Genomic DNA, 19,279 nt, shown 5'->3' with positions numbered 1-19,279 from the left:
CCCTTTCGTAAAAGTGAAGCATGTTGAAGGTGTGCATTGTCACACCTTCGTTGTTCTCATTTTTACACTTCCCTGTTACAGTACTTCACTGTTTTCATAATGTTGTAGCCTGTCGCTTGAAGCGCAGTTACGACTAGTGCTTTTCTCATTCTTTTTGAACTGAATCTTTTTTAACTAACCTTTTTTAACTAACTTTTGTTGAAAGTACCCTCATGGCTGGAAAAATACCTCGCGATTTTATAGATGATCTACTTTCACGCACCGACGTGGTAGAAGTTGTAGATAGCCGAGTTAAACTTAAAAAAGCAGGTAAAAACTACCAAGCGTGCTGCCCTTTTCACAACGAAAAGTCGCCATCTTTCACCGTTAGTCAAGATAAGCAGTTCTATCACTGTTTCGGATGCGGCGCTCATGGTAATGCTATCTCATTTATTATGGAATTCGACCGCTTAGAATTTGTCGAGGCGATTGAAGAACTAGCCCGTTATCACGGGCTTGAAGTGCCCCGTGAAAAGGGCAATCGCCCTGCCATGAGCGAAGAGAAAAAGCAGCAACAGCAAGACGATTATGCTGTAATGGAGCAAGTTACACGCTTTTTCCAGCACCAGTTACGTCAAAACGGTAATAGCAAAAAGGCCATCGACTATCTGAAAAAACGCGGGCTGAGCGGCGATATCGTCAAGCAATGGGAAATTGGCTATGCGCCTGACAGCTGGGACGCGCTGTTAAATACCTTCGGCAAAGATCCACAACACATCAAGCAGTTGGTCGATTTAAAGTTGGTCAATAAAAATGACCAAGGACGTACCTACGACTTCTTCCGCGACCGTATTATGTTTCCTATCAGGGACAAACGGGGTCGTGTGGTGGGTTTCGGCGGCCGAGTATTAGATGACGGCGGCCCTAAATACTTAAACTCGCCAGAAACCCGCATCTTCCACAAAGGCAGTGAGCTTTTCGGTTTTTATTCTGCTAGACAAAAAAATCGTAGCCTGGATACCGTCGTTATTGTAGAAGGCTATATGGACGTAGTGGCGCTCAGTCAGTTCGACATTAATATTGCTACCGCTGCGTTAGGTACGGCGACCACACCTGAACATATTCAGATGCTGGTTCGCGCTACTTCTCACATTGTGTGCTGCTACGACGGCGATAGAGCCGGACGTGAAGCCGCATGGCGTGCTTTAGAAAACGCCCTGCCCGCACTAAAAGACGGCGTACGTATTTCATTTTTATTCTTACCTGATGGCGAAGACCCAGATACCATGGTGCGTCAGGTGGGGAAAGATGCGTTTATGGAAATGCTAGATGACGCCATGCCGTTATCCCGCTTTTTCTTTGAAAATTTATTAAAAACGCACAATGTGGGCACGCCGGAAGGTAAAATTGCGCTTAAGAAAGCAGCAATGCCGCTTATTGAGAGCACATTAGGTGATGATCAAAAACAAATGTTGTTGGAAGAGCTAGCCAAGCACACCGGCGAATTCGACCGATTTAAATTACAGCAAGATATCACCAAAGCCAACCAAGGTTCGAAGCACGCTTATTCTCCGAATCGCAATCAGGTAAACAAGCCTAAACTATCACCGCTTCGCATGCTGATACGCTTGCTGCTTGATAAACCTGAATTAGCCACACTATGTGAAGACGTTCAGATTGATATTTTCGCGGGCAGCAACGCTGCTGGTATGGATTTATTGCGCGATGTGCATCGCTATTGTGTAAGTCATCCTCAAGCAAAAACGGCTCAGCTTGTTGAAAATTTCCGCGACCATCCCCACTCTACTACTATCGCGAAATTATTGTTACAAGAACACTTGGTTAAAGACGAGGATGCTGAACGGGTTTATAACGACAGCTTCGCTCGCTTACTGGACGGGCATTTCGATAGCCGCATTGAAACCTTAATTTCACGCTCGCGGGTTCAGCCGCTGACACAAGCGGAGAAACAGGAATTGAACCTGCTAATGAGGGAAAGACAGAAGAGTTAACCTTAGGCGAAATAACCTATAGGTTAACCTGTTCTACTGTAGTCTTTTACATGAGGCTATTTTGTAGCTTAAAAACACTGGCTAAAAAATCGGCCATCAATCTGGTAAAACCTCCGCTTATTCTGCTATACTGGCTAATTCGCTGCAGGCACAGATGAAGGTGTCTCATTCGCTGTAAAGTGAACAAAAATGCAGCAGCACGAGTAGCAAAGATATAGCCGAACATAACGGGCAGATCCAAACCCGAGCAGGTGTGCATCGCAACATAATGGTTTAGACCAGCGTGGCATCGAGCATTAACGGCCTTGATACAAAAGCAGTACTACAGCAGAACGGGGAACATACCTAGACGTATGTTGTCTTTTCTATTGCAAACTAATTGAATGTGAGAAGTGTAGGTTATATGGCGCAAAGCAAGCAGTCTCAGATTAAACTCCTGATTGCAAAAGGTAAAGAGCAAGGTTACTTAACCTTTGCAGAAGTAAACGACCACCTGCCGCAAGATATTGTCGATTCTGATCAAATCGAAGACATAATCCGCATGATTAACGACATGGGAATTCAAGTTTCTGAATCAGCTCCTGATGCAGACGAACTTCTCATGCAAGAAGCGAATGCTGATGAAGATGCTGCAGAAGCTGCAGCTCAAGCACTTGCTACTGTAGAAAGTGAAATTGGCCGTACGACTGACCCAGTTCGCATGTACATGCGTGAAATGGGTACCGTTGAACTTCTTACACGCGAAGGCGAAATTGAAATCGCTAAGCGTATTGAAGACGGTATTAACCAAGTACAGTGCTCGGTTGCTGAATATCCAGAAGCGATCACTTACTTATTAGATCAGTGGGATTTATACGAAGCCGAAGAAATTCGCCTAAGTGACATTATCTCTGGCTTTGTTGATCCTAACGATGATCAAGATCTCGCGCCAACTGCAACACACGTAGGCTCTGAGTTATCTGAAGAAGAGTTAGATGACGAAGATGGCGATGATGATGATGAAGACGACGAAGATGAAGACGATAGCGGCGTAGACCCAGAGCTAGCGCGCGAGCGTTTCTTAGAACTTCGTGAACAGTACATCAAAACTCGTGATGTTATCGAGAAGAAGGGTCGTTCACATGCCGATTCTCGTACACAAATCAACGCACTAAGCGACGTATTCAAAGAGTTCCGTCTAGTTCCTAAGCAATTTGATCGCATGGTTAAAAACATGCGTGCAATGATGGACAAAGTACGTATCCAAGAACGTCTTGTAATGAAGTTCTGTGTTGTTAATGCCAAAATGCCTAAGAAAGACTTTATCAAAGCTTTCGCGGGTAACGAAACGTCTACTGCGTGGTTATACGAAGCAGTTAAATCAGGTGCGCCTTATGCAGCTGAACTTGCAGTTAACCAAGAAGAGATTGAGCGCTGCATTAGCAAAATGAATCAAGTTGAGCAAGAAACTGGCTTGGTTATTGCCGATATTAAAGATATCAATCGTCGTATGTCGATCGGTGAAGCGAAAGCGCGTCGTGCGAAAAAAGAGATGGTTGAAGCTAACCTCCGTCTTGTTATCTCAATTGCGAAGAAGTACACCAACCGCGGTCTTCAGTTCCTTGACCTAATCCAAGAAGGTAATATTGGTCTGATGAAGGCGGTAGATAAGTTCGAATACCGTCGCGGTTATAAGTTCTCAACTTATGCTACATGGTGGATTCGTCAGGCAATTACCCGTTCAATTGCTGACCAGGCGCGTACTATCCGTATTCCTGTGCACATGATTGAGACGATTAACAAGCTAAACCGTATCTCTCGTCAAATGCTTCAGGAAATGGGTCGTGAACCTACACCTGAAGAGTTGTCAGAGCGCATGTTAATGCCTGAAGACAAGATTCGTAAGGTACTTAAGATTGCTAAAGAGCCAATCTCGATGGAAACACCTATCGGCGATGATGAAGATTCACATCTTGGCGACTTTATCGAGGACAGCACTATTATTCAGCCCCTCGATTCAGCAACTGGCGGTAGCTTAAAAGGCGCAACGCAGGAAGTGCTGGCAGGCCTTACTGCTCGTGAAGCAAAGGTACTTCGCATGCGTTTCGGTATTGACATGAATACCGACCACACGCTTGAAGAAGTAGGCAAGCAGTTCGACGTAACCCGAGAACGTATTCGTCAAATTGAAGCGAAAGCACTTCGCAAACTTCGCCATCCTAGCCGCTCTGAGCAGCTACGCAGCTTCTTAGACGAATAGAAAAAAGCATTGGTTTTAATAAAAATCCCCGGCCTTGGCTGGGGATTTTTTTGTTTTAACTTCCCTAAGTTCTTTCTGTAAAAAGCTGCAACTCGTTGTTTTAACATTTTGCTGCGCCCACAAAAAAGCCTCCTTGCGGAGGCTCCTAATAACTTCTGATAAACGAGTGCCTGTTACACTCTGAATTGCTTCGCAATTGACTCAAGGTGTTGCGCAAGGTCAGCAAGCTCATTACACATGCTGCCTAATTCACCTGAACGACTCGCCGTTTGCTCAGTACGCTGATGAATTTCATCAACGTGACGTACAATATCCACAGCTACCGTGCGCTGGTCCTCGGTATTGTGCGCAATTTGCTCGTTCATTTGATTGATGCGCCCAATAGTACTGGTAATGGTTTCTAAGCTACTTCCCGCTTTATTAGCTGTTTCTACACTGCTTGATGCTTGTTCGGTACCGCGAGACATTACCTCTACCGCTGAGTGAGCAGCATTTTGAAGCTGTTCAATCGTGCTTTGAATTTCTTCCGTAGACTGTTGGGTGCGAGATGCTAGCGTTCTCACTTCATCTGCGACTACTGCAAAGCCTCGACCTTGTTCACCCGCCCTTGCAGCCTCAATAGCAGCGTTAAGCGCCAACAAGTTAGTTTGCTCTGCGATGCCTTTGATCACATCTAGCACCGAGCCAACTTTATTAGAGTCTGACTCTAAACGAGCTATAACGTCAGCTGTTTCGCGTACGTTCTCAGCAAGCTGCTGAATACTCGTAACCGTTTGCTGAACGATTTGACGGCCTTCGCCGGCTGCTGTTGTGGCTTCGTTAGCGTCACTTGCTGCTTGCGCAGCACTGTGTGCCACGCCGTCAACAGAACCGCTCATGGTGTCTACCGCTTGCTTAGCATTGGTTGCAGACCTTTGTTGTACATCGATAGTGCGCTGGGTTTCTTCCGTTACACCTCGTAAATTCTGCGCTAAATTCGATAGCGGCAAACTCGCCTCAACCACGTCTCGAACTACGCCTTGGAGCTTGTCCATGAACTGATTGAACCAATATACCAGATCGCCAATTTCATCCTCGCTTTTGGTTTCAATTCGAACCGTTAGGTCGCCATTTTCTTGTGCGATATCTTTTAATGAACGAACCACGTCATCAATACTTTGTTTAATACCGCGTACAATTGGGACCGCTGTTCCAAATAGCAGTATGGTAACCACTACGGCTAAAATGACGCCCGTACTTATTAATGAAGTATTGGCACTATCTGTATTTTTAAACGCTTCTTCAAATGCCGCCTGCTGAGCATCGCGAAATTTAGACATAGAAGCTATGGCACCGTCATAAGATTGATTCATTTGAGCTGAGAGTTCGCCTAAACGGCTGAAGTCAGCAGTGCCGTTCACCATAGATTGTGATACGTTGTAAGCAACGTCGAAGTATTTGTCAAAGCCTGATGAGATACGGGAAATTTCACTGCGAAACTCAGGGCTAATAGAGGCAATTTGGTTTAAGCCGTTTTTTGCTTCTTCAGCAAGCTCCTGCGCTATGGTTAACGTGTCTTGATCGCCTGTCGTCACAGCGCTCGCAAGGGTATCGCGCACTTTCTGCATATCAACTAACGTAGATGCCGATAGTTGAAGGGCAGGAAATTGAACTTTCTGAACTTTTTCTAATGTTGCACCGTTGTTGAGCGCGGTATAAACAGTGATAAGTAAGTAAATAACAAAACTTAGCGCTGCGATCCCCGGTATGAGGAAGATCTTTGTCGCAATAGGCATTTTTTTAAGAAAGTTCATCCGCTATCTCACTGTTTTTATAATTGCTTAACTACGTTTCAGTTTTACCTGAAAAAACATCATATCTAACTTATCTACCAAATAGCTAAAATCTTTAGTGAAATTTATGGCCCCGCATCAAGACGCAGGGCCATAACAAGCAGTTAGAACGTATAGTTCACGCCCACTTTAAGCAATGTTGCATCGTTTAGATCGTTTAAGTCGTCAGAGTACCAAGTTACGTCAGTTTTTAGCGCAAAGCCTGGCTCAACGTCGTAACGAAGACCTACAGTTACTGCAGATACATCTAGTTCTTGTTGTGCAGCAATACCTGCCGCCGTTTGGTAAATACCCGGCGAGCCATTTGCACCGTTCCACGTAGCATCAACCACGGCATCACCTGTCGCGATCGTAGCAGGCAATGCAGCAATTAAACCTAGCTGAGTACCATTATCCGCTTCTTCAACTTCGTAAGTAATATGTGGTGTAAACTTGCCAAAGCGCATACCCGCCGTAACGTACCATGCTTTATTATCGGCAATAACAGAGCCATCAACTTCTGTTTGGGTAAATTCTGCACCCACAAACCAATCGTACTTATCGATATCAACAGCCACTTCAAAGAAGGTACCTGTATCTTCGTTTACGCTTAGACCTTCAGCGGCTAAAGACGCCGCAGGAATAAAGGCACCATATTGATTTAAACCACCAACAAATGTGTCGAAGTCAGCATTAGCAGCACTTGTTTTACCACGTGCTAGCAAAGTACGCGCACTGAACCAATCACGTGTTGCTTCAAATGAAACAGCGACCACGTTTTCCAATTCTAACGCAGCAGGCGTTCCTGAAATGGTGGTATCAGCCTCAACACGACCAACGGTAAACTGTGCACCATATTCCCAGTCACCTGAATAGTTCATGTAGTCAACACGAACACCGTCAATGTTGTTGAAGTCAATGCCGTATACAGCATCTGGTGGTGTTAGCCAGTGATACGAGTAACCGATATCTAATGAAGCAGAGTACTTAAATAAAGGCATGCGCAGACGGCCTGCACTAATGTTGAAGTTGTTGTTCAACATATAGGTCATGTACGCCCATTCGAAATCGGCGTCGTAATCTTCACTACCACGGCCAACCAGCTGGGCGGTCGCAGAGAGCTTATCGCTAACATCACCACGAACCTGAAGGCCAAATACACTTGCAGGGTCGAAGTTAAAGTCGCTGTCGTAATCGTACACTGACTCGTCATCGTCTAGTGTCATACCACCAATAAGGTTTGCAAAGCCGTTGATTTGAATATCAGCCAGTACCGGAGTAGCTAACAGGCCAGCCATAGATAAGATAGCAAGTTTGGTTTTCATGCGTGTTCCTTAAATTCTTTGTATAAACGGTCAGTTAAAAGGTAGCGACTACTCGTACGCTGTCGTTAACAGCGCCAGCGTCGACGTAACCAATTGCGCCAGGGTTTCCTGCTACTGCAGATACAACTTCTGCATCGCTACCCAGAGCTTTTGGTGGTTGACCTTTACCGGTAAATACTAGTTTTGACCAAAACGCGGTAAGCTGCGCCGCAGTCTTATTTAATACTTTGCCGTTAAATTCGTCGGTGGCAGATTGGCCTTCAGATAACGCGATAGGCTCTGCTTTTGTACCGCCTGGAAATGCTTTTGCTTTGTTTAAGAAAAGTCGGCTTATACTATCTTTATCTAGTGAGTCGCCATTGCTAGGATGCACGATGACTGCTACATCAGCAATCGCAACATTGCAGCACAGTCCGGCGGCAAGTATCCATTTTTTCATCATATGTCCTCTGAAGTCTGTGTGAGTGCTAGCCCATCGCCCTTCACTTTCTTTGAACACGTCTAAAACGACATTTGCGTGTTTGGGCGATATGAAGCAAACAGGTGCTTGTGTGTCCGAACATTTACAACGGTGTAAGTATTGGTCACAAATCCAATATTCGCCACTTTGAGCTTTAAATATTTATCTTATATAAATTAATAGCTTATATAAGCGCCTGGGGAATGCGCGCAGTGTAGTGAAAGTAGAAAGTTAAACAACTATACAATTGTCTAATGCATACTTTTAACACTTATAGATGCTGATAGAAAAATTAAATTCGATAAGGGAAGAAAAAACTAACCAAACAAAAACAGTAACTTAAGAAAATAAGACGTCACAATAGAAGTGATGAGAACCTATATAAGAGTATGAAAAAAGATACCTGGCATTTTTAAACTCACACCAACTTGCGCTGGCGAGAGTTTAAAAGACGACCATTACCCTACCACCAAATTCTTATGACTCACCTTTTTCGTAAGGAATCGCTTTTTCTAGTACTTTGATTTCATTAGTTCGTTGCATTGGAGAGCCCGTATTTCTTGCAAGCCAGCTATAGGCTGTGGGAACAACGTATAGGGTCATAAATGCCGAAACAAGCACACCTGAAAATATAACCATACCAATCACCATTCGGCTCTCAGCGCCAGGCCCTGAAGCAAGTACCAGAGGCAAAGAGCTAAACACAGTTGTAAACCCTGTCATAACGATAGGCCGCAGACGCTGTGCGGCAGCACGCTTGAGTGCTAGTTCAAATTCCATACCCGCATCGCGAAGCTGATTAGCAAACTCTACTATCAATATGCCATTTTTCGCGGCAAGACCAATAAGCATAACCAAACCAATTTGACTGTAGATATTAATCGTCATATCGCTAAAAAACAGCCCTATGAAGGCACCTACCAGAGCCAACGGCACGGTGAGCATAATAACCAAGGGGTGCACCCAGCTCTCAAACTGTGCTGCTAATATTAAATAAGTCACTGCAAGCGCCAGCATAAAGACATAAATAAATGAATTACCCGCTTCTTGATACAGTTGTGACTCACCTTTGTAATCAATAGATACATTATCAGGCAATTCAGTGGCGACAATATCTTCTAAGTATGCGAGCGCCTCTCCCAATGTATAGCCATCTGCCAGATTCGCCGATATAGTCACAGCACGCATTCGATTGTAACGATTGAGCTGCGCTGACGTAGCTTGCTCTTCAAACGTTAACAAGTTATCCATGGGAATAAGTTCACCGGTTCGAGAAGAGCGTACATATAAATTTTCAATGCTGTTAGGGCTTCGAAAATCTTCCTCTATACCTTCCATGATGACATCGTATTCTTCCCCTCTATCGAGGAAAGTCGACACTCTGCGCTGTCCTAGCATGACCTCTAACGTACCGCCAATATCACTAATTGATACGCCCAAGTCTGCTGCTCGGTCGCGATTTATATTTACTAACAGCTGGGGTGACGTCTCCTTATAGTCAGAGTCTAGACGAATCAGGCCTGGGTTTTGCGCGGCTTTTTGTATTACCGTATCGCGCCACTCAACTAGGTTTTCGTAGGTGTCTCCTTGTAGAACAAACTGAACGGGGCGACCTAGTCCACCTCCAGATATACCGCTACGCATAATCGCAAAAGCACGGACGTCAGGTACACTGTTTAGCTTGGCACTAATTTCATCCATTAAAGAAAATGTACTGAAATCTCGTTCGTCCCAGTCTGCAGAGCCAACTATCGCAATCCCCGCATTTCCTCCGAATCCAGGTGTTCTCACCAACAGACGATTAATTTTACCACTTTCGCGATAGGGCATTAGAATGCTTTCGATTTGTTCGAGGTTTCTCGCATTGCTCTCAAAACTTGCGCCCTCTTGCGCATTCATCAAGATAAAAAAGTTGCCTCTGTCCTCTTTAGGCACAAACTCACTTGGCACTTTCTCTGAAAGCTGAACTAACGCTACAACCGCAATTACTAGTAAAAGTAACATTAGAATGGGTTGATGGAGTGTTTTGCCTAGCGTATTAAAATAACCTGCTTCAAGTTGTGAAAAACGTTTATCCATCCAGCTCCCAAAACCAGAAGAACGAGGGCGCTTTTTAAGTATTTTCGACGCCATCATGGGTGATAGCGTGAGGGCTGTGAAACTTGAAAATGCTACAGCTGCTGCGATTGCCAATGCAAACTCGGTAAATAGCCTGCCAATATTCCCTTCAAGAAATACGAGAGGCACAAATACAGAAATCAGTACCAGCGTGGTGGCAATGACGGCGAACCCTACCTCTTTAGCACCTCGATAGGCTGCTAAAATAGGCGGTTCCCCCATCTCTATCCGCCGATAAATGTTCTCGAGTACCACTATGGCGTCGTCCACCACAAGGCCGATGGCTAACACCATAGCAAGTAGCGTAAGCAGGTTAATTGAGAAGCCCAGCGCATACATCACGATAAATGCTGCGATAATGGAGACAGGCACAGTCACTGCCGGGATTAGCGTTGCGCGAATATTGCCCAAGAAAAGGTAAATCACGATTACTACCATCAGCATCGCTATCCCCAGTGTCTCATACACTTCGTCAATCGACGCCTCGATAAAGACCGACGAATCATAGCTAGGCACGATAAAGATGTTATCAGGTAAGGTAGCTTCTATTCTTTCAATTTGCGCTTTTGCCGCGCGGGCTACTTCTAGTGTATTGGCTTTGGACTGCTTGATTATGCCAAGTCCTATCATGTTAACGCCATCACCACGAAACTCGGTTTCGTCATCTTCGGCGGTTAACTCAACATTCGCAATCTCTCCAAGTCGCACAAGATAACCATTAGTTCCTACTGCAACAGTCAGCGCTGCAAAATCGTCAGGCGTAAGAAAGGTGCGTGCTACACGGACTTCAAAGTTACGGTCAGTACTCTCTACTTCTCCTGCCGGTAATTCTACATTTTCAGCGCGTATAACTTGCTCGACATCACTTACGGTTATACCTCTCGCCGCCATAGCATTGCGGTCTAAAAACACTTTCATGGCATAGCGTCTACCACCGCCAATTTGCACGCGGGCCACGCCATCAACAATCGATAGCCTATCTACTAATACACGTTCTGCGTAATCTGTCAGCTCCATAGTATTAAGGTTTGTGCTTCTAAGGTTGTACCACACCACGGCACTTTCATCTGAGTTTGCTTTAGACACTTCAGGCGGGTCAGCTTGGTCTGGCAGGTTATTGAGCGCGCGGCTTACTCGCTCTCGCACATCATTGGCAGCTGCGTCAATATCACGAGAAAGCTTAAACTCAATAGTAATGTCTGAGCGACCATTACGAGATGTGGATGTAACGTTTTTAATTCCCTCAATGCCAGAGATCCTGTCTTCTAGTAATTGAGTAATGCGTGTTTCAACTATATTAGCGGAGGCACCCGTATAGGTTGTGCTTACTGATACAATAGGTGGGTCAATGTCTGGGTACTCACGCAAACTCAACATAGAAAAAGCGACGATACCAAAAATAATCAGCAGTAGATTGATGACGGTTGCAAAAACCGGGCGCTTCACAGAAACGTCTGACAATAGCATGACTGCGAGCCTCCTAGCGGTTTAACACATTAATTGGAGACTGATCGCGCACGCGAAGTGTACCTTCGGTTATCACTTCATCCCCTTCATTCAACCCACTAACAATTTGCACTAGCCCTGGGCGGCGTTCGCCTATTTTCACTTCTGTTTGATGGGCAACATCATCTTTAACCACATAAACATATTGCTTATCTTGCACTGGAACTAGTGCTTTTTCCGGTAGGACTAAGGCGTTAAGAACACGTTTTTCAACCACCACTGTAAGCAACATTCCCGGGCGAAGGCGCCCGTCTTGATTGTCAATGGTTGCGCGCACGCGAATGGAGCGACTAATGGGATCAAGGCGTGTGTCGATATTGGTGATTTTCCCCGTAAATGCTTCCCCAGGATAAGCCACTGAGGATGCACTAACCGACTGCCCTTTGGCTACGCTTGCAAGGTGGTTTTCAGCTACGCTGAAGTCAACTTTGATGAGGCTAATGTCGTCTAAACTAGTAATGGTGTCTCCGGGCTGTACTAGTGAACCAATGCTGATTTCACGGTTTCCTAAAAACCCACTAAATGGCGCGCGAACTTGGAGGTCATTGAGCTGAGCCAAGGCAATGTCTAACTGGGCTTGTAGCGCTTTCACTCGGGCTTGTTGTTCGTCGAGAAGTTGTTCAGACGTTGCATTTGACTGGCGCAAGTCAGCTATACGGGTAAACTGACGTTTAGCTTCATCAATATTTGCCTTTAGCTCTTCAACTCTAGCCCGCTCTTCTGTGTTGTTGAGCTGCACCAGAAGTTCGCCCTCTACGACTTTATCGCCATCATTAAAGCTTATTGTTTTTACCGTATCGGTAACTTGTGCGGTGATATTTACCGACTCGTTCGCGGTAGCCGTACCGAGTGACTCGATGGTAATAGGAAATGCTTGAGACGACACCCCCCCTGCTTTCACAGGTGTGGCTCTTACGCCAGCGTTATTTTTACTTTCTTCCTGGGGCATATTTAAATATGCCACGACGCCAGCAAGCAGCACCGCGCCAACTAACAAGGGCGATAACGAAAATCGTGAAGACATAGCCTTTCCTATTGATAAGAGAATATTCCATTAAGCTTGTTTTTTTTAGCGCTCAACGAATACTCAAGTACACAAATTCGCTTTACGTTAAACGTAAGCTTTCCCAAACATTGTTTTGTGTACCGCTTTATTATTGTTTGTTGTGTTATTTTTGCGTAGAGTCAGCGTGATAATTTTGATTGCTTTTACAATAATTACAAACTAACGCTTGAGTATTTTACCCAAATCAATGGTCATCTTATTTCGCTTATCAGCTATATTTGCTGTTTTAACGCTTTTTGCATGTTCACAACCCTTCCCCTCCTCTCCAATGTGCCGCGTTTCTGATGCGCTTTTATCAGAAAGCTTTCACTCGGGTGCGAGTACAAACATATCTTTGTCTGGCGCAGCCTGTTTGATAAAAACCGGCAACAAGGTACTGATGGTAGAACATCGACTGTCTGGCAAATTAGACTTTCCGGGCGGGACCTCGGATAAGAATGAATCACTTGCCTGTACCGCTCACCGGGAAACATGGGAAGAAACTGGGTTCAATGTAGAAGTTAGCGCGTATCTCTCGACGACCTCTAACGGCTTAGTCATATTTGGTTGCGATGTAGACGCTGGCATTGAACGCCTTCCTGACACCTTCGATGCACCATCATGGGCAAAACTAGAGGTAGTAAGATTGGTTAAAGCAGATCCGTTTAGGCTAGACCACGATGCGTTGAGGTTTGCAGACGATCTTATTCCCTTGCGTGATGGCTATACCCAATTCGATATAAAGCAGCGCTGACAAAGCATTGTTCATCGTTGCGGGTATTGGTAAATTGTCGCTATAAAACAAACAGGAGAAGTGGCTTGTTTTCACTGCCAACCTTAAGCCTTAAAGGCAAAGTATCTGAACAAGAATGGCAAACTCGTGTCGATTTAGCAGCATGCTATCGGTTAGTGGCAGATATGCGATGGGGCGACCTTATTTACACGCATATCTCAGCTAAGGTACCAGGCACTGATCATTACTTGGTTAACGCCTTTGGCCTGACGTTTGACGAGGTTACCGCCTCTAACCTGGTTAAGGTCGATTTAGAGGGTAACATCTTTGACGATACACCTTACGGTATTAATCCCGCTGGCTTCACCATTCACAGTGCTATCCACGAAGTGCGCCACGATGCCCATTGCGTTATCCACCTGCATACACTAGCCACAATCTCAGTCGCGTCGGTTAAAGGCGGGCTTAAGCCCTGGAGCCAGTATTCGATGTTTTCGCTACCTTCACTTTCTTATCACGCCTACGAAGGTCTAGCCGTTGATGATAGTGAAAAGAAACGTTTGCAGGACGACCTTGGCGACACTAACCATATGCTTTTGCCTAATCACGGCGGTCTAACCCTTGGCCCCACCGTTGGCGACGCCTTTATGCGCTTTTACGATTTGCAGCGAGCGTGCGAAATTCAGCTTGCCCTGATGCAGTCTAATGAAGAGGTTATCGAGATACCGCAAAGCATTATTGATGGCATATACGCACAGGCTAATGTGGTTCACAGCGGCGAAACAGGCGGACAAAAAGCATGGCCTGCCATGCTTCGCAAAGCTTACAAACTAGACCCGGGCTTTTGCGAATAATTTAGCTTAGTCAGCTAAACGCCAACTTATTTCAAACAGGAATTGTTTATACATTATGAAAGTCACCAAAGTAGAAATTTTTGATATCGAATGCCCTAAGCGCCCTCAGTGGAACCCAGTTTTCGTGCGCGTTTACACCGACGAAGGTATTAACGGAGTAGGTGAAGCTGGGCTTGCTTATGACTGGGGCCATAGCGCCGCTGCACACATGATTAAAGAAATTGCCGAAGCCATGCTAATTGGCTTTAACCCTTTTCACACTGAACTACTGTGGTCGAGAATGCTGCGCGAAGGTTTTTGGGGATTAGGCGGCGGCCCGGTTATTTATGCTGCGATGAGCGCTATTGATACTGCACTTTGGGACATTAAAGGCAAAGCGCTTGGCTTACCGGTTTACGAATTACTGGGTGGCAAAACTAATGGCAAGCTTCGTAGCTACGCCAGCCAGCTACAGTTTGATTGGGACAAAGAAGTAACCAAGCTAAATGACCCCGCAGACTATGCTCGCGCCACTGAAAAAGCACTTAAAGATGGTTATGATGCGGTTAAAGTTGACCCCATCGTTTACGATAAAGATGGCAACACTCATTTCGACAGAACCAAACTGTTCACTAAGCCCGAGCTTAAACTTTTCAAAGCCCGCCTTCAGGCAATTAGAGACACAATGGGCGAAGATGGCGACATCATCTTTGAATGTCACAGCTTATTAGGTGCATCAACGGCTATCCAGCTGGGTGACATCGTTGAAGAAATTGGCTGCCTATATTACGAAGAGCCAGTGAATTACCTTAACTCGAAGCTTCACGACAAAGTAGCGAAGAGCGTGAATGTGCCTATTGCGGGCGGTGAGCGCTTGTACCACCGCTGGGATGTTCGTCCTTACCTTGAAGACCAATCTATTGATGTACTTCAACCTGACGTTGGCCTTTGTGGCGGTTTCACCGAAGCGAAAAAGGTGTGTGACTATGCCGACATTTACGATGTACGTATTCAGGCTCACGTTTGCGGAGGCCCTGTTGCGACAGCCGCAAGCCTACATTTAGAAACGGCTATTCCAAACTTTTTAATTCACGAGCACCATACCTACGCTATTAAAGACTGGAACCGTGAACTTTGCATTCAAGATCCTCAGCCAGTAAACGGCTTCATTGAAGCGCCTGACACACCGGGAATTGGTATCGATCTAAACGATGAGGTGGTTTATCGCTCGCCGCACATGACGGTAACTGAGCTTAAATAAAACTGAAACTCAATGGGTTTATTGAAGGCAATAAACCCGAGGCTAGTTCAGCAGCTCAACTAAGCTAACTTTATGCGATGTCGTACCACTGCTTCGCATTTTCGTACAGCAGCGCCGCTTTTTGCGTTACAGAAAGCGGCGTTGTCATATCAATGAACCCTTGCCAAAGCGCGGCATACGGCATTCGCCACTGACACAGCGGGAAGTTGCTGGCAAACATAATGTGATTTGTGCCAACTGTGCTTAACAAGGTTTCAAAAATATAAGACGCACGCGACCACAGCCAACGGCGATCTTGCATTTCTAATCCCGAGAACTTAAACACAACTTGCTGCGTTTCATTCAAGTCACGAATATTCTGCCGCCACGTCTTAAACGCAAAGCTATTTACATCAATCGGCGCTATTGCGGTATGGTTTACAGCCACTTTTAGCGAGGGTGTTTGTTCTAATACCGTTAGCAGCGCATGCACAGCATTGCTATCTGCAAGATTTAACTGCGCTTCAAAAGACAAGCCTTGCGACGCCATATGATGAAGCCCCCATTTAACTTTAGGGGTGCGTAAAAGTACTTTAGCATCGTCATCTAATATGTGACGAAGCCCACGTATTGAGTGGTACCGCTTTAGCTTGTCGATATGACTGCCAACATTATTTCCTGTTAAGTCGATACACCCAACTGAACCAAATGGCAACGTACAATGACGCTCCAAGAACGCAATTTCACGCCAGGGCCTTTCGTTATCGTAACCCGCTTCAATGTGAACAAAACCGCCTAACTGCCCTAACGAAGCGCGATAGAGCATGTGCTCTGTAGTATGGTTTGCTATCGCTTTTTTATCTGCCCAGAAGGGGGCATTGGCAGGCTTTAGCCAATCATAGTGCCCTTCGTTTAAGGCAAAAAAGTGGATATGAGGGTCTATCCAAGTGATTGAAGGCTTGCTCATCTTTGTCTTTAAAACCTTGGTTTATGCTATTGCTGATAAGGCATTTCGCGTTGCTTTTCTATTCAGTCCATCTATTGTGCTGTGTAGCCCCCATCCACCGCATACAAGCTGCCCGTGATGAACGACGCTTTGTTGCTGCATAGGAAATAAGTCAGTTCAGCTACGTCTTCAGGCTGGCCCAAACGTCCAATAGGCTGCGCAGCGGCTTCTTCGGCTACTACTTCATTTTTATCTGCCCCAGAACGTGCCACGTAATTATCAATGGCGTTGTGAAATAGCGGTGTTTCGATGGTACCCGGGCATACCGCATTAACGCGAATATTATAGGGTGCGTAATCAAGTGCGGTGGTTTTCGCCATAGACGCCAACGCACCTTTGCTGACCCCGTAGGCGAACGAATTGCGCTTTCCAACAAAGGACTGATCTGAGCCCATCACCACAATCGCGCCGCTGCCCTGCTCTTTCATGGTTGGCAGGCAAGACTTAATCGCGCCATACGCCCCTTTTACGTTCAAGTTTATTACCTTATCAAGCAGCGCTTCATCAGTGTCTTCAATGGTTGCCGAAACATGTATACCGGCATTACACACCAATGCGTCTATACGTTGATAAGAACGAATAACCTCACTCACCGCGGCTTCAATATTGCGCACAACACTTACATCACACGGCTTCCAAACAGCATTAGGTAACGCTTCTTCAAAATCTCTGATATCTAAATTAATGACTTGATAACCGTTTTGGCTAAACAACTTGCATACCGCAAAACCGATACCCAAGCTTCCCCCCGTTACAATGCAAACAGGGAGCTGCGCATCATCACTGCTATGTTTAAGGTTTTTCTTCGCGCTTTCTGAATTCATGTTTTTATGTACCGTGTTGCTTGTGCGTATGTGAACGGGTTATTTCAATGTAGGCTAAGCATGCCAGTGAGAATTTGAATTGCAAGCGAGCTTACCACTTGAGTTCACTTTTCTATATTAACATCAATGCGTCAGGCATCATCACCAGAGCCTGTATGACCTTTGCTGCACATTAAAAGTCAACGAGCCTTGGTAAACCTATGTGTTTCTCTCATATCAGTCCGTATAGATCATTACCCACATCACCCAAATTTATTATTAACTTTCCTTTAACGGACTATTCGGACTACGCTTTTTGTGACTATAATAGACAAAATTAAAACACTTGTTTGAAAAAGGAGTCTTCCATGCCTCTGTACCACGCCCCTACGACTGATTTTCAGTTCTTGTTAAAAGACTGGCTTGGACTTGATGCTCACTACGAAAAGCTCGGTATCAGCGACTTTGATAGCGAACTTGCCAACGAAATTATTGCACAGGGTGCAAAGTTTGCTTTGGATGTGGTTGCCCCTCTTAACCGTGAAGGCGATGAAGAAGGCTGTACGCTAAAAGACGGCAGCATTACCACGCCTAAAGGCTTCGCTGATGCCTATCAGGAATATGTTGCTAACGGCTGGAATGCAATGCTAGGTACTGCCGAGTACGACGGGCAAGACTTGCCGTACACCATGGCTGTGCCTGTTCACGAAATGCTAAACGCGGCGAACTTAAGCTGGCGTTTAACCACCATGCTTACTGAAAGCGCAACACTTGCGGTTACTAAGCACGCCAGTAAAGAATTAAAAGATATCTACCTTGCTAAGCTAATCAGCGGTGAGTGGACAGGTACCATGAACCTGACCGAACCTCACGCAGGAACAGATTTGAGCTTGCTTAGTACCAAAGCTGAGCCACAAGGCGACGGCAGCTATAAAGTCACTGGTAATAAGATCTTTATTACCGCAGGTGATCACGACTGGAGTTCGAACGTTATTCACCTTGTTCTAGCTCGTCTACCTGACGCCCCTAAAGGCGTTAAGGGTATCAGCTTATTCTTAGTGCCCAAGTTCCTTCCAGATGCCAGCAATGAGCCTGGCGAGGCGAACAGCTTGTCAGTGGGAAGCATCGAACACAAAATGGGGATCAAAGCGAGCCCGACTTGTGTGATGAATTTTGACGGTGCAACGGGTTACCTTGTTGGTGAAGAAAACCAAGGCCTGGCATGTATGTTCACCATGATGAACGATGCACGCTTCCAAGTAGGTCTGCAAGGTTTAGGGGCGGCAGAAGCCTCTTACCAAGGCGCGCTGACCTATGCCCGCGAACGCGTTCAGTCTCGCGCACCTCAGGGTATTCAAAATCCAGAAGGCAAAGCAGACCCGATCGTCTTTCAACCTGACGTAGCGCGTATGTTACTTACGCAGAAATCACTGATTGAAGGCTGTCGTGCGCTTTCACTTTTCTATGCCAAGTTTATGGACGTTGAGAAGCTTGGTGAAGGTCAAGAAAAAGAAGATGCCGACAAGATACTTCAGTTTTTAACGCCTATCTGTAAAGCTTTTATGACGGATATGGGCCTTGAGACCACCAGCCTAGGTGTACAAGTATTTGGTGGTCACGGCTTTATTCGTGAATGGGGTATGGAACAACTTATGCGCGACGTGCGCATTGCTATGTTATATGAAGGCACCAATGGTATTCAGGCGCTAGACCTTATTGGTCGTAAGCTTACCCGAGACGGCGGTCAAATGATGGAAGCGACCTATAATGCGTTTAATGCTTTAGCTAGCGACATTCAAGACAGTGAGGCGAAGGGTCTGGCTCAAGGTATTCTTGATGACTGGCGTGCATCTTCAGCCGATTGCTTAGGTATGGATGCCACTACCGCTGCGGCAGCTGCTTGTGATTACCTAGCGTACAGCGCTTATTCGTTGATTGGTGTGCTGTGGTACAGCATGGCCGACAAAGCACAAGCTTCAGGTAACGCGGTACTTGCAGCGTCTAAGATGAAGACACGTGACTTTTACATGGAACGTATCTTAGTACGTCGCGATGCGCATAAAGCCGCATACAAAGCTGGCCCTGAAAGCACGCTCGCAATATCAGGTAATGAGTTTGACTATCTGTAGGTAGCTTGTATTTTTATAGCCCGTAAAATGAGGGTTATAA

13 protein-coding genes are annotated in these 19,279 nt (G+C 45.6%); 6 read left to right on the top strand and 7 right to left on the bottom strand.

Annotated elements, in window-relative coordinates; all coding sequences use genetic code 11:
* The first annotated feature begins 212 nt into the window (after positions 1–212).
* Positions 213–1,991 (top strand): DNA primase, encoded by a 1,779-nt coding sequence (gene dnaG, locus ACXAGV_RS09400; protein WP_474873030.1) that lies wholly within the window; start codon positions 213–215, stop codon positions 1,989–1,991.
* Positions 1,992–2,394: 403 nt separating this feature from the next.
* Complete coding sequence (gene rpoD / locus ACXAGV_RS09395; protein ID WP_474873029.1) at positions 2,395–4,230, top strand: RNA polymerase sigma factor RpoD; 1,836 nt, start codon at positions 2,395–2,397, stop codon at positions 4,228–4,230.
* 173 nt (positions 4,231–4,403) lie between these two features.
* On the opposite strand, the gene ACXAGV_RS09390 is transcribed toward rpoD, so the two are convergent.
* The 5 genes from ACXAGV_RS09390 to ACXAGV_RS09370 all read right to left on the bottom strand — a co-directional run bounded on the left by ACXAGV_RS09390 (position 4,404) and on the right by ACXAGV_RS09370 (position 12,474).
* Positions 4,404–6,023, bottom strand: a complete 1,620-nt coding sequence (locus ACXAGV_RS09390) for a methyl-accepting chemotaxis protein (protein WP_474873028.1) — start codon at positions 6,021–6,023, stop codon at positions 4,404–4,406.
* Positions 6,024–6,166: 143 nt separating this feature from the next.
* Positions 6,167–7,366, bottom strand: a complete 1,200-nt coding sequence (locus ACXAGV_RS09385) for a topoisomerase IV (protein WP_474873027.1) — start codon at positions 7,364–7,366, stop codon at positions 6,167–6,169.
* A 34-nt stretch (positions 7,367–7,400) separates the two neighbouring features.
* Positions 7,401–7,805 carry a type 2 periplasmic-binding domain-containing protein gene (locus ACXAGV_RS09380; RefSeq protein ID WP_474873250.1) on the bottom strand — a complete coding sequence of 135 codons (405 nt, stop codon included), beginning with the start codon at positions 7,803–7,805 and terminating at the stop codon, positions 7,401–7,403.
* Between the two features lie 498 nt (positions 7,806–8,303).
* A complete protein-coding gene (locus tag ACXAGV_RS09375) occupies positions 8,304–11,411 on the bottom strand; it encodes an efflux RND transporter permease subunit (RefSeq protein WP_474873026.1) in 3,108 nt (1,035 codons plus the stop codon).
* Between the two features lie 13 nt (positions 11,412–11,424).
* The gene (locus tag ACXAGV_RS09370; RefSeq protein WP_474873025.1) at positions 11,425–12,474 is read right to left on the bottom strand and encodes an efflux RND transporter periplasmic adaptor subunit; all 1,050 of its coding nucleotides are present in this window, start codon (positions 12,472–12,474) and stop codon (positions 11,425–11,427) included.
* Between the two features lie 394 nt (positions 12,475–12,868).
* Here ACXAGV_RS09370 and ACXAGV_RS09365 point away from each other — a divergent pair, with 394 nt between their 5' ends.
* The 3 genes from ACXAGV_RS09365 to ACXAGV_RS09355 all read left to right on the top strand — a co-directional run bounded on the left by ACXAGV_RS09365 (position 12,869) and on the right by ACXAGV_RS09355 (position 15,322).
* On the top strand, positions 12,869–13,249 hold the full coding sequence (locus ACXAGV_RS09365; protein ID WP_474873024.1) for an NUDIX hydrolase: 381 nt from the start codon (positions 12,869–12,871) through the stop codon (positions 13,247–13,249).
* 65 nt (positions 13,250–13,314) lie between these two features.
* Positions 13,315–14,082 carry a class II aldolase/adducin family protein gene (locus ACXAGV_RS09360; protein WP_474873023.1) on the top strand — a complete coding sequence of 256 codons (768 nt, stop codon included), beginning with the start codon at positions 13,315–13,317 and terminating at the stop codon, positions 14,080–14,082.
* Positions 14,083–14,137: 55 nt separating this feature from the next.
* Positions 14,138–15,322 carry a mandelate racemase/muconate lactonizing enzyme family protein gene (locus tag ACXAGV_RS09355; RefSeq protein WP_474873022.1) on the top strand — a complete coding sequence of 395 codons (1,185 nt, stop codon included), beginning with the start codon at positions 14,138–14,140 and terminating at the stop codon, positions 15,320–15,322.
* A gap of 70 nt (positions 15,323–15,392) precedes the next feature.
* Here the strand turns inward: ACXAGV_RS09355 and ACXAGV_RS09350 are convergent, their stop codons facing one another.
* Positions 15,393–16,268: an amidohydrolase family protein gene (locus ACXAGV_RS09350; RefSeq protein WP_474873021.1), complete on the bottom strand. Its 876-nt coding sequence runs from the start codon at positions 16,266–16,268 to the stop codon at positions 15,393–15,395.
* A gap of 71 nt (positions 16,269–16,339) precedes the next feature.
* Positions 16,340–17,131 carry an SDR family NAD(P)-dependent oxidoreductase gene (locus ACXAGV_RS09345; protein ID WP_474873020.1) on the bottom strand — a complete coding sequence of 264 codons (792 nt, stop codon included), beginning with the start codon at positions 17,129–17,131 and terminating at the stop codon, positions 16,340–16,342.
* A gap of 347 nt (positions 17,132–17,478) precedes the next feature.
* Here ACXAGV_RS09345 and ACXAGV_RS09340 point away from each other — a divergent pair, with 347 nt between their 5' ends.
* The gene (locus tag ACXAGV_RS09340) at positions 17,479–19,239 is read left to right on the top strand and encodes an acyl-CoA dehydrogenase family protein (RefSeq protein ID WP_474873019.1); all 1,761 of its coding nucleotides are present in this window, start codon (positions 17,479–17,481) and stop codon (positions 19,237–19,239) included.
* Positions 19,240–19,279 lie beyond the last annotated feature (40 nt).

The sequence above is a fragment of the Alteromonas sp. ABH4_453 genome (genome assembly GCF_056160665.1).
This window is presented reverse-complemented; position numbering and strand designations above follow the sequence as displayed.

What these genes read in the sequence shown, in the direction of transcription:
- dnaG (WP_474873030.1), top strand. Translation starts at nt 213, where the DNA reads ATGGCTGGAAAAATACCTCGCGATTTTATAGATGATCTACTTTCACGC.
- rpoD (WP_474873029.1), top strand. Translation starts at nt 2,395, where the DNA reads ATGGCGCAAAGCAAGCAGTCTCAGATTAAACTCCTGATTGCAAAAGGT.
- ACXAGV_RS09390 (WP_474873028.1), bottom strand. Translation starts at nt 6,023, where the DNA reads ATGAACTTTCTTAAAAAAATGCCTATTGCGACAAAGATCTTCCTCATA.
- ACXAGV_RS09385 (WP_474873027.1), bottom strand. Translation starts at nt 7,366, where the DNA reads ATGAAAACCAAACTTGCTATCTTATCTATGGCTGGCCTGTTAGCTACT.
- ACXAGV_RS09380 (WP_474873250.1), bottom strand. Translation starts at nt 7,805, where the DNA reads ATGAAAAAATGGATACTTGCCGCCGGACTGTGCTGCAATGTTGCGATT.
- ACXAGV_RS09375 (WP_474873026.1), bottom strand. Translation starts at nt 11,411, where the DNA reads ATGCTATTGTCAGACGTTTCTGTGAAGCGCCCGGTTTTTGCAACCGTC.
- ACXAGV_RS09370 (WP_474873025.1), bottom strand. Translation starts at nt 12,474, where the DNA reads ATGTCTTCACGATTTTCGTTATCGCCCTTGTTAGTTGGCGCGGTGCTG.
- ACXAGV_RS09355 (WP_474873022.1), top strand. Translation starts at nt 14,138, where the DNA reads ATGAAAGTCACCAAAGTAGAAATTTTTGATATCGAATGCCCTAAGCGC.
- ACXAGV_RS09350 (WP_474873021.1), bottom strand. Translation starts at nt 16,268, where the DNA reads ATGAGCAAGCCTTCAATCACTTGGATAGACCCTCATATCCACTTTTTT.
- ACXAGV_RS09345 (WP_474873020.1), bottom strand. Translation starts at nt 17,131, where the DNA reads ATGAATTCAGAAAGCGCGAAGAAAAACCTTAAACATAGCAGTGATGAT.
- ACXAGV_RS09340 (WP_474873019.1), top strand. Translation starts at nt 17,479, where the DNA reads ATGCCTCTGTACCACGCCCCTACGACTGATTTTCAGTTCTTGTTAAAA.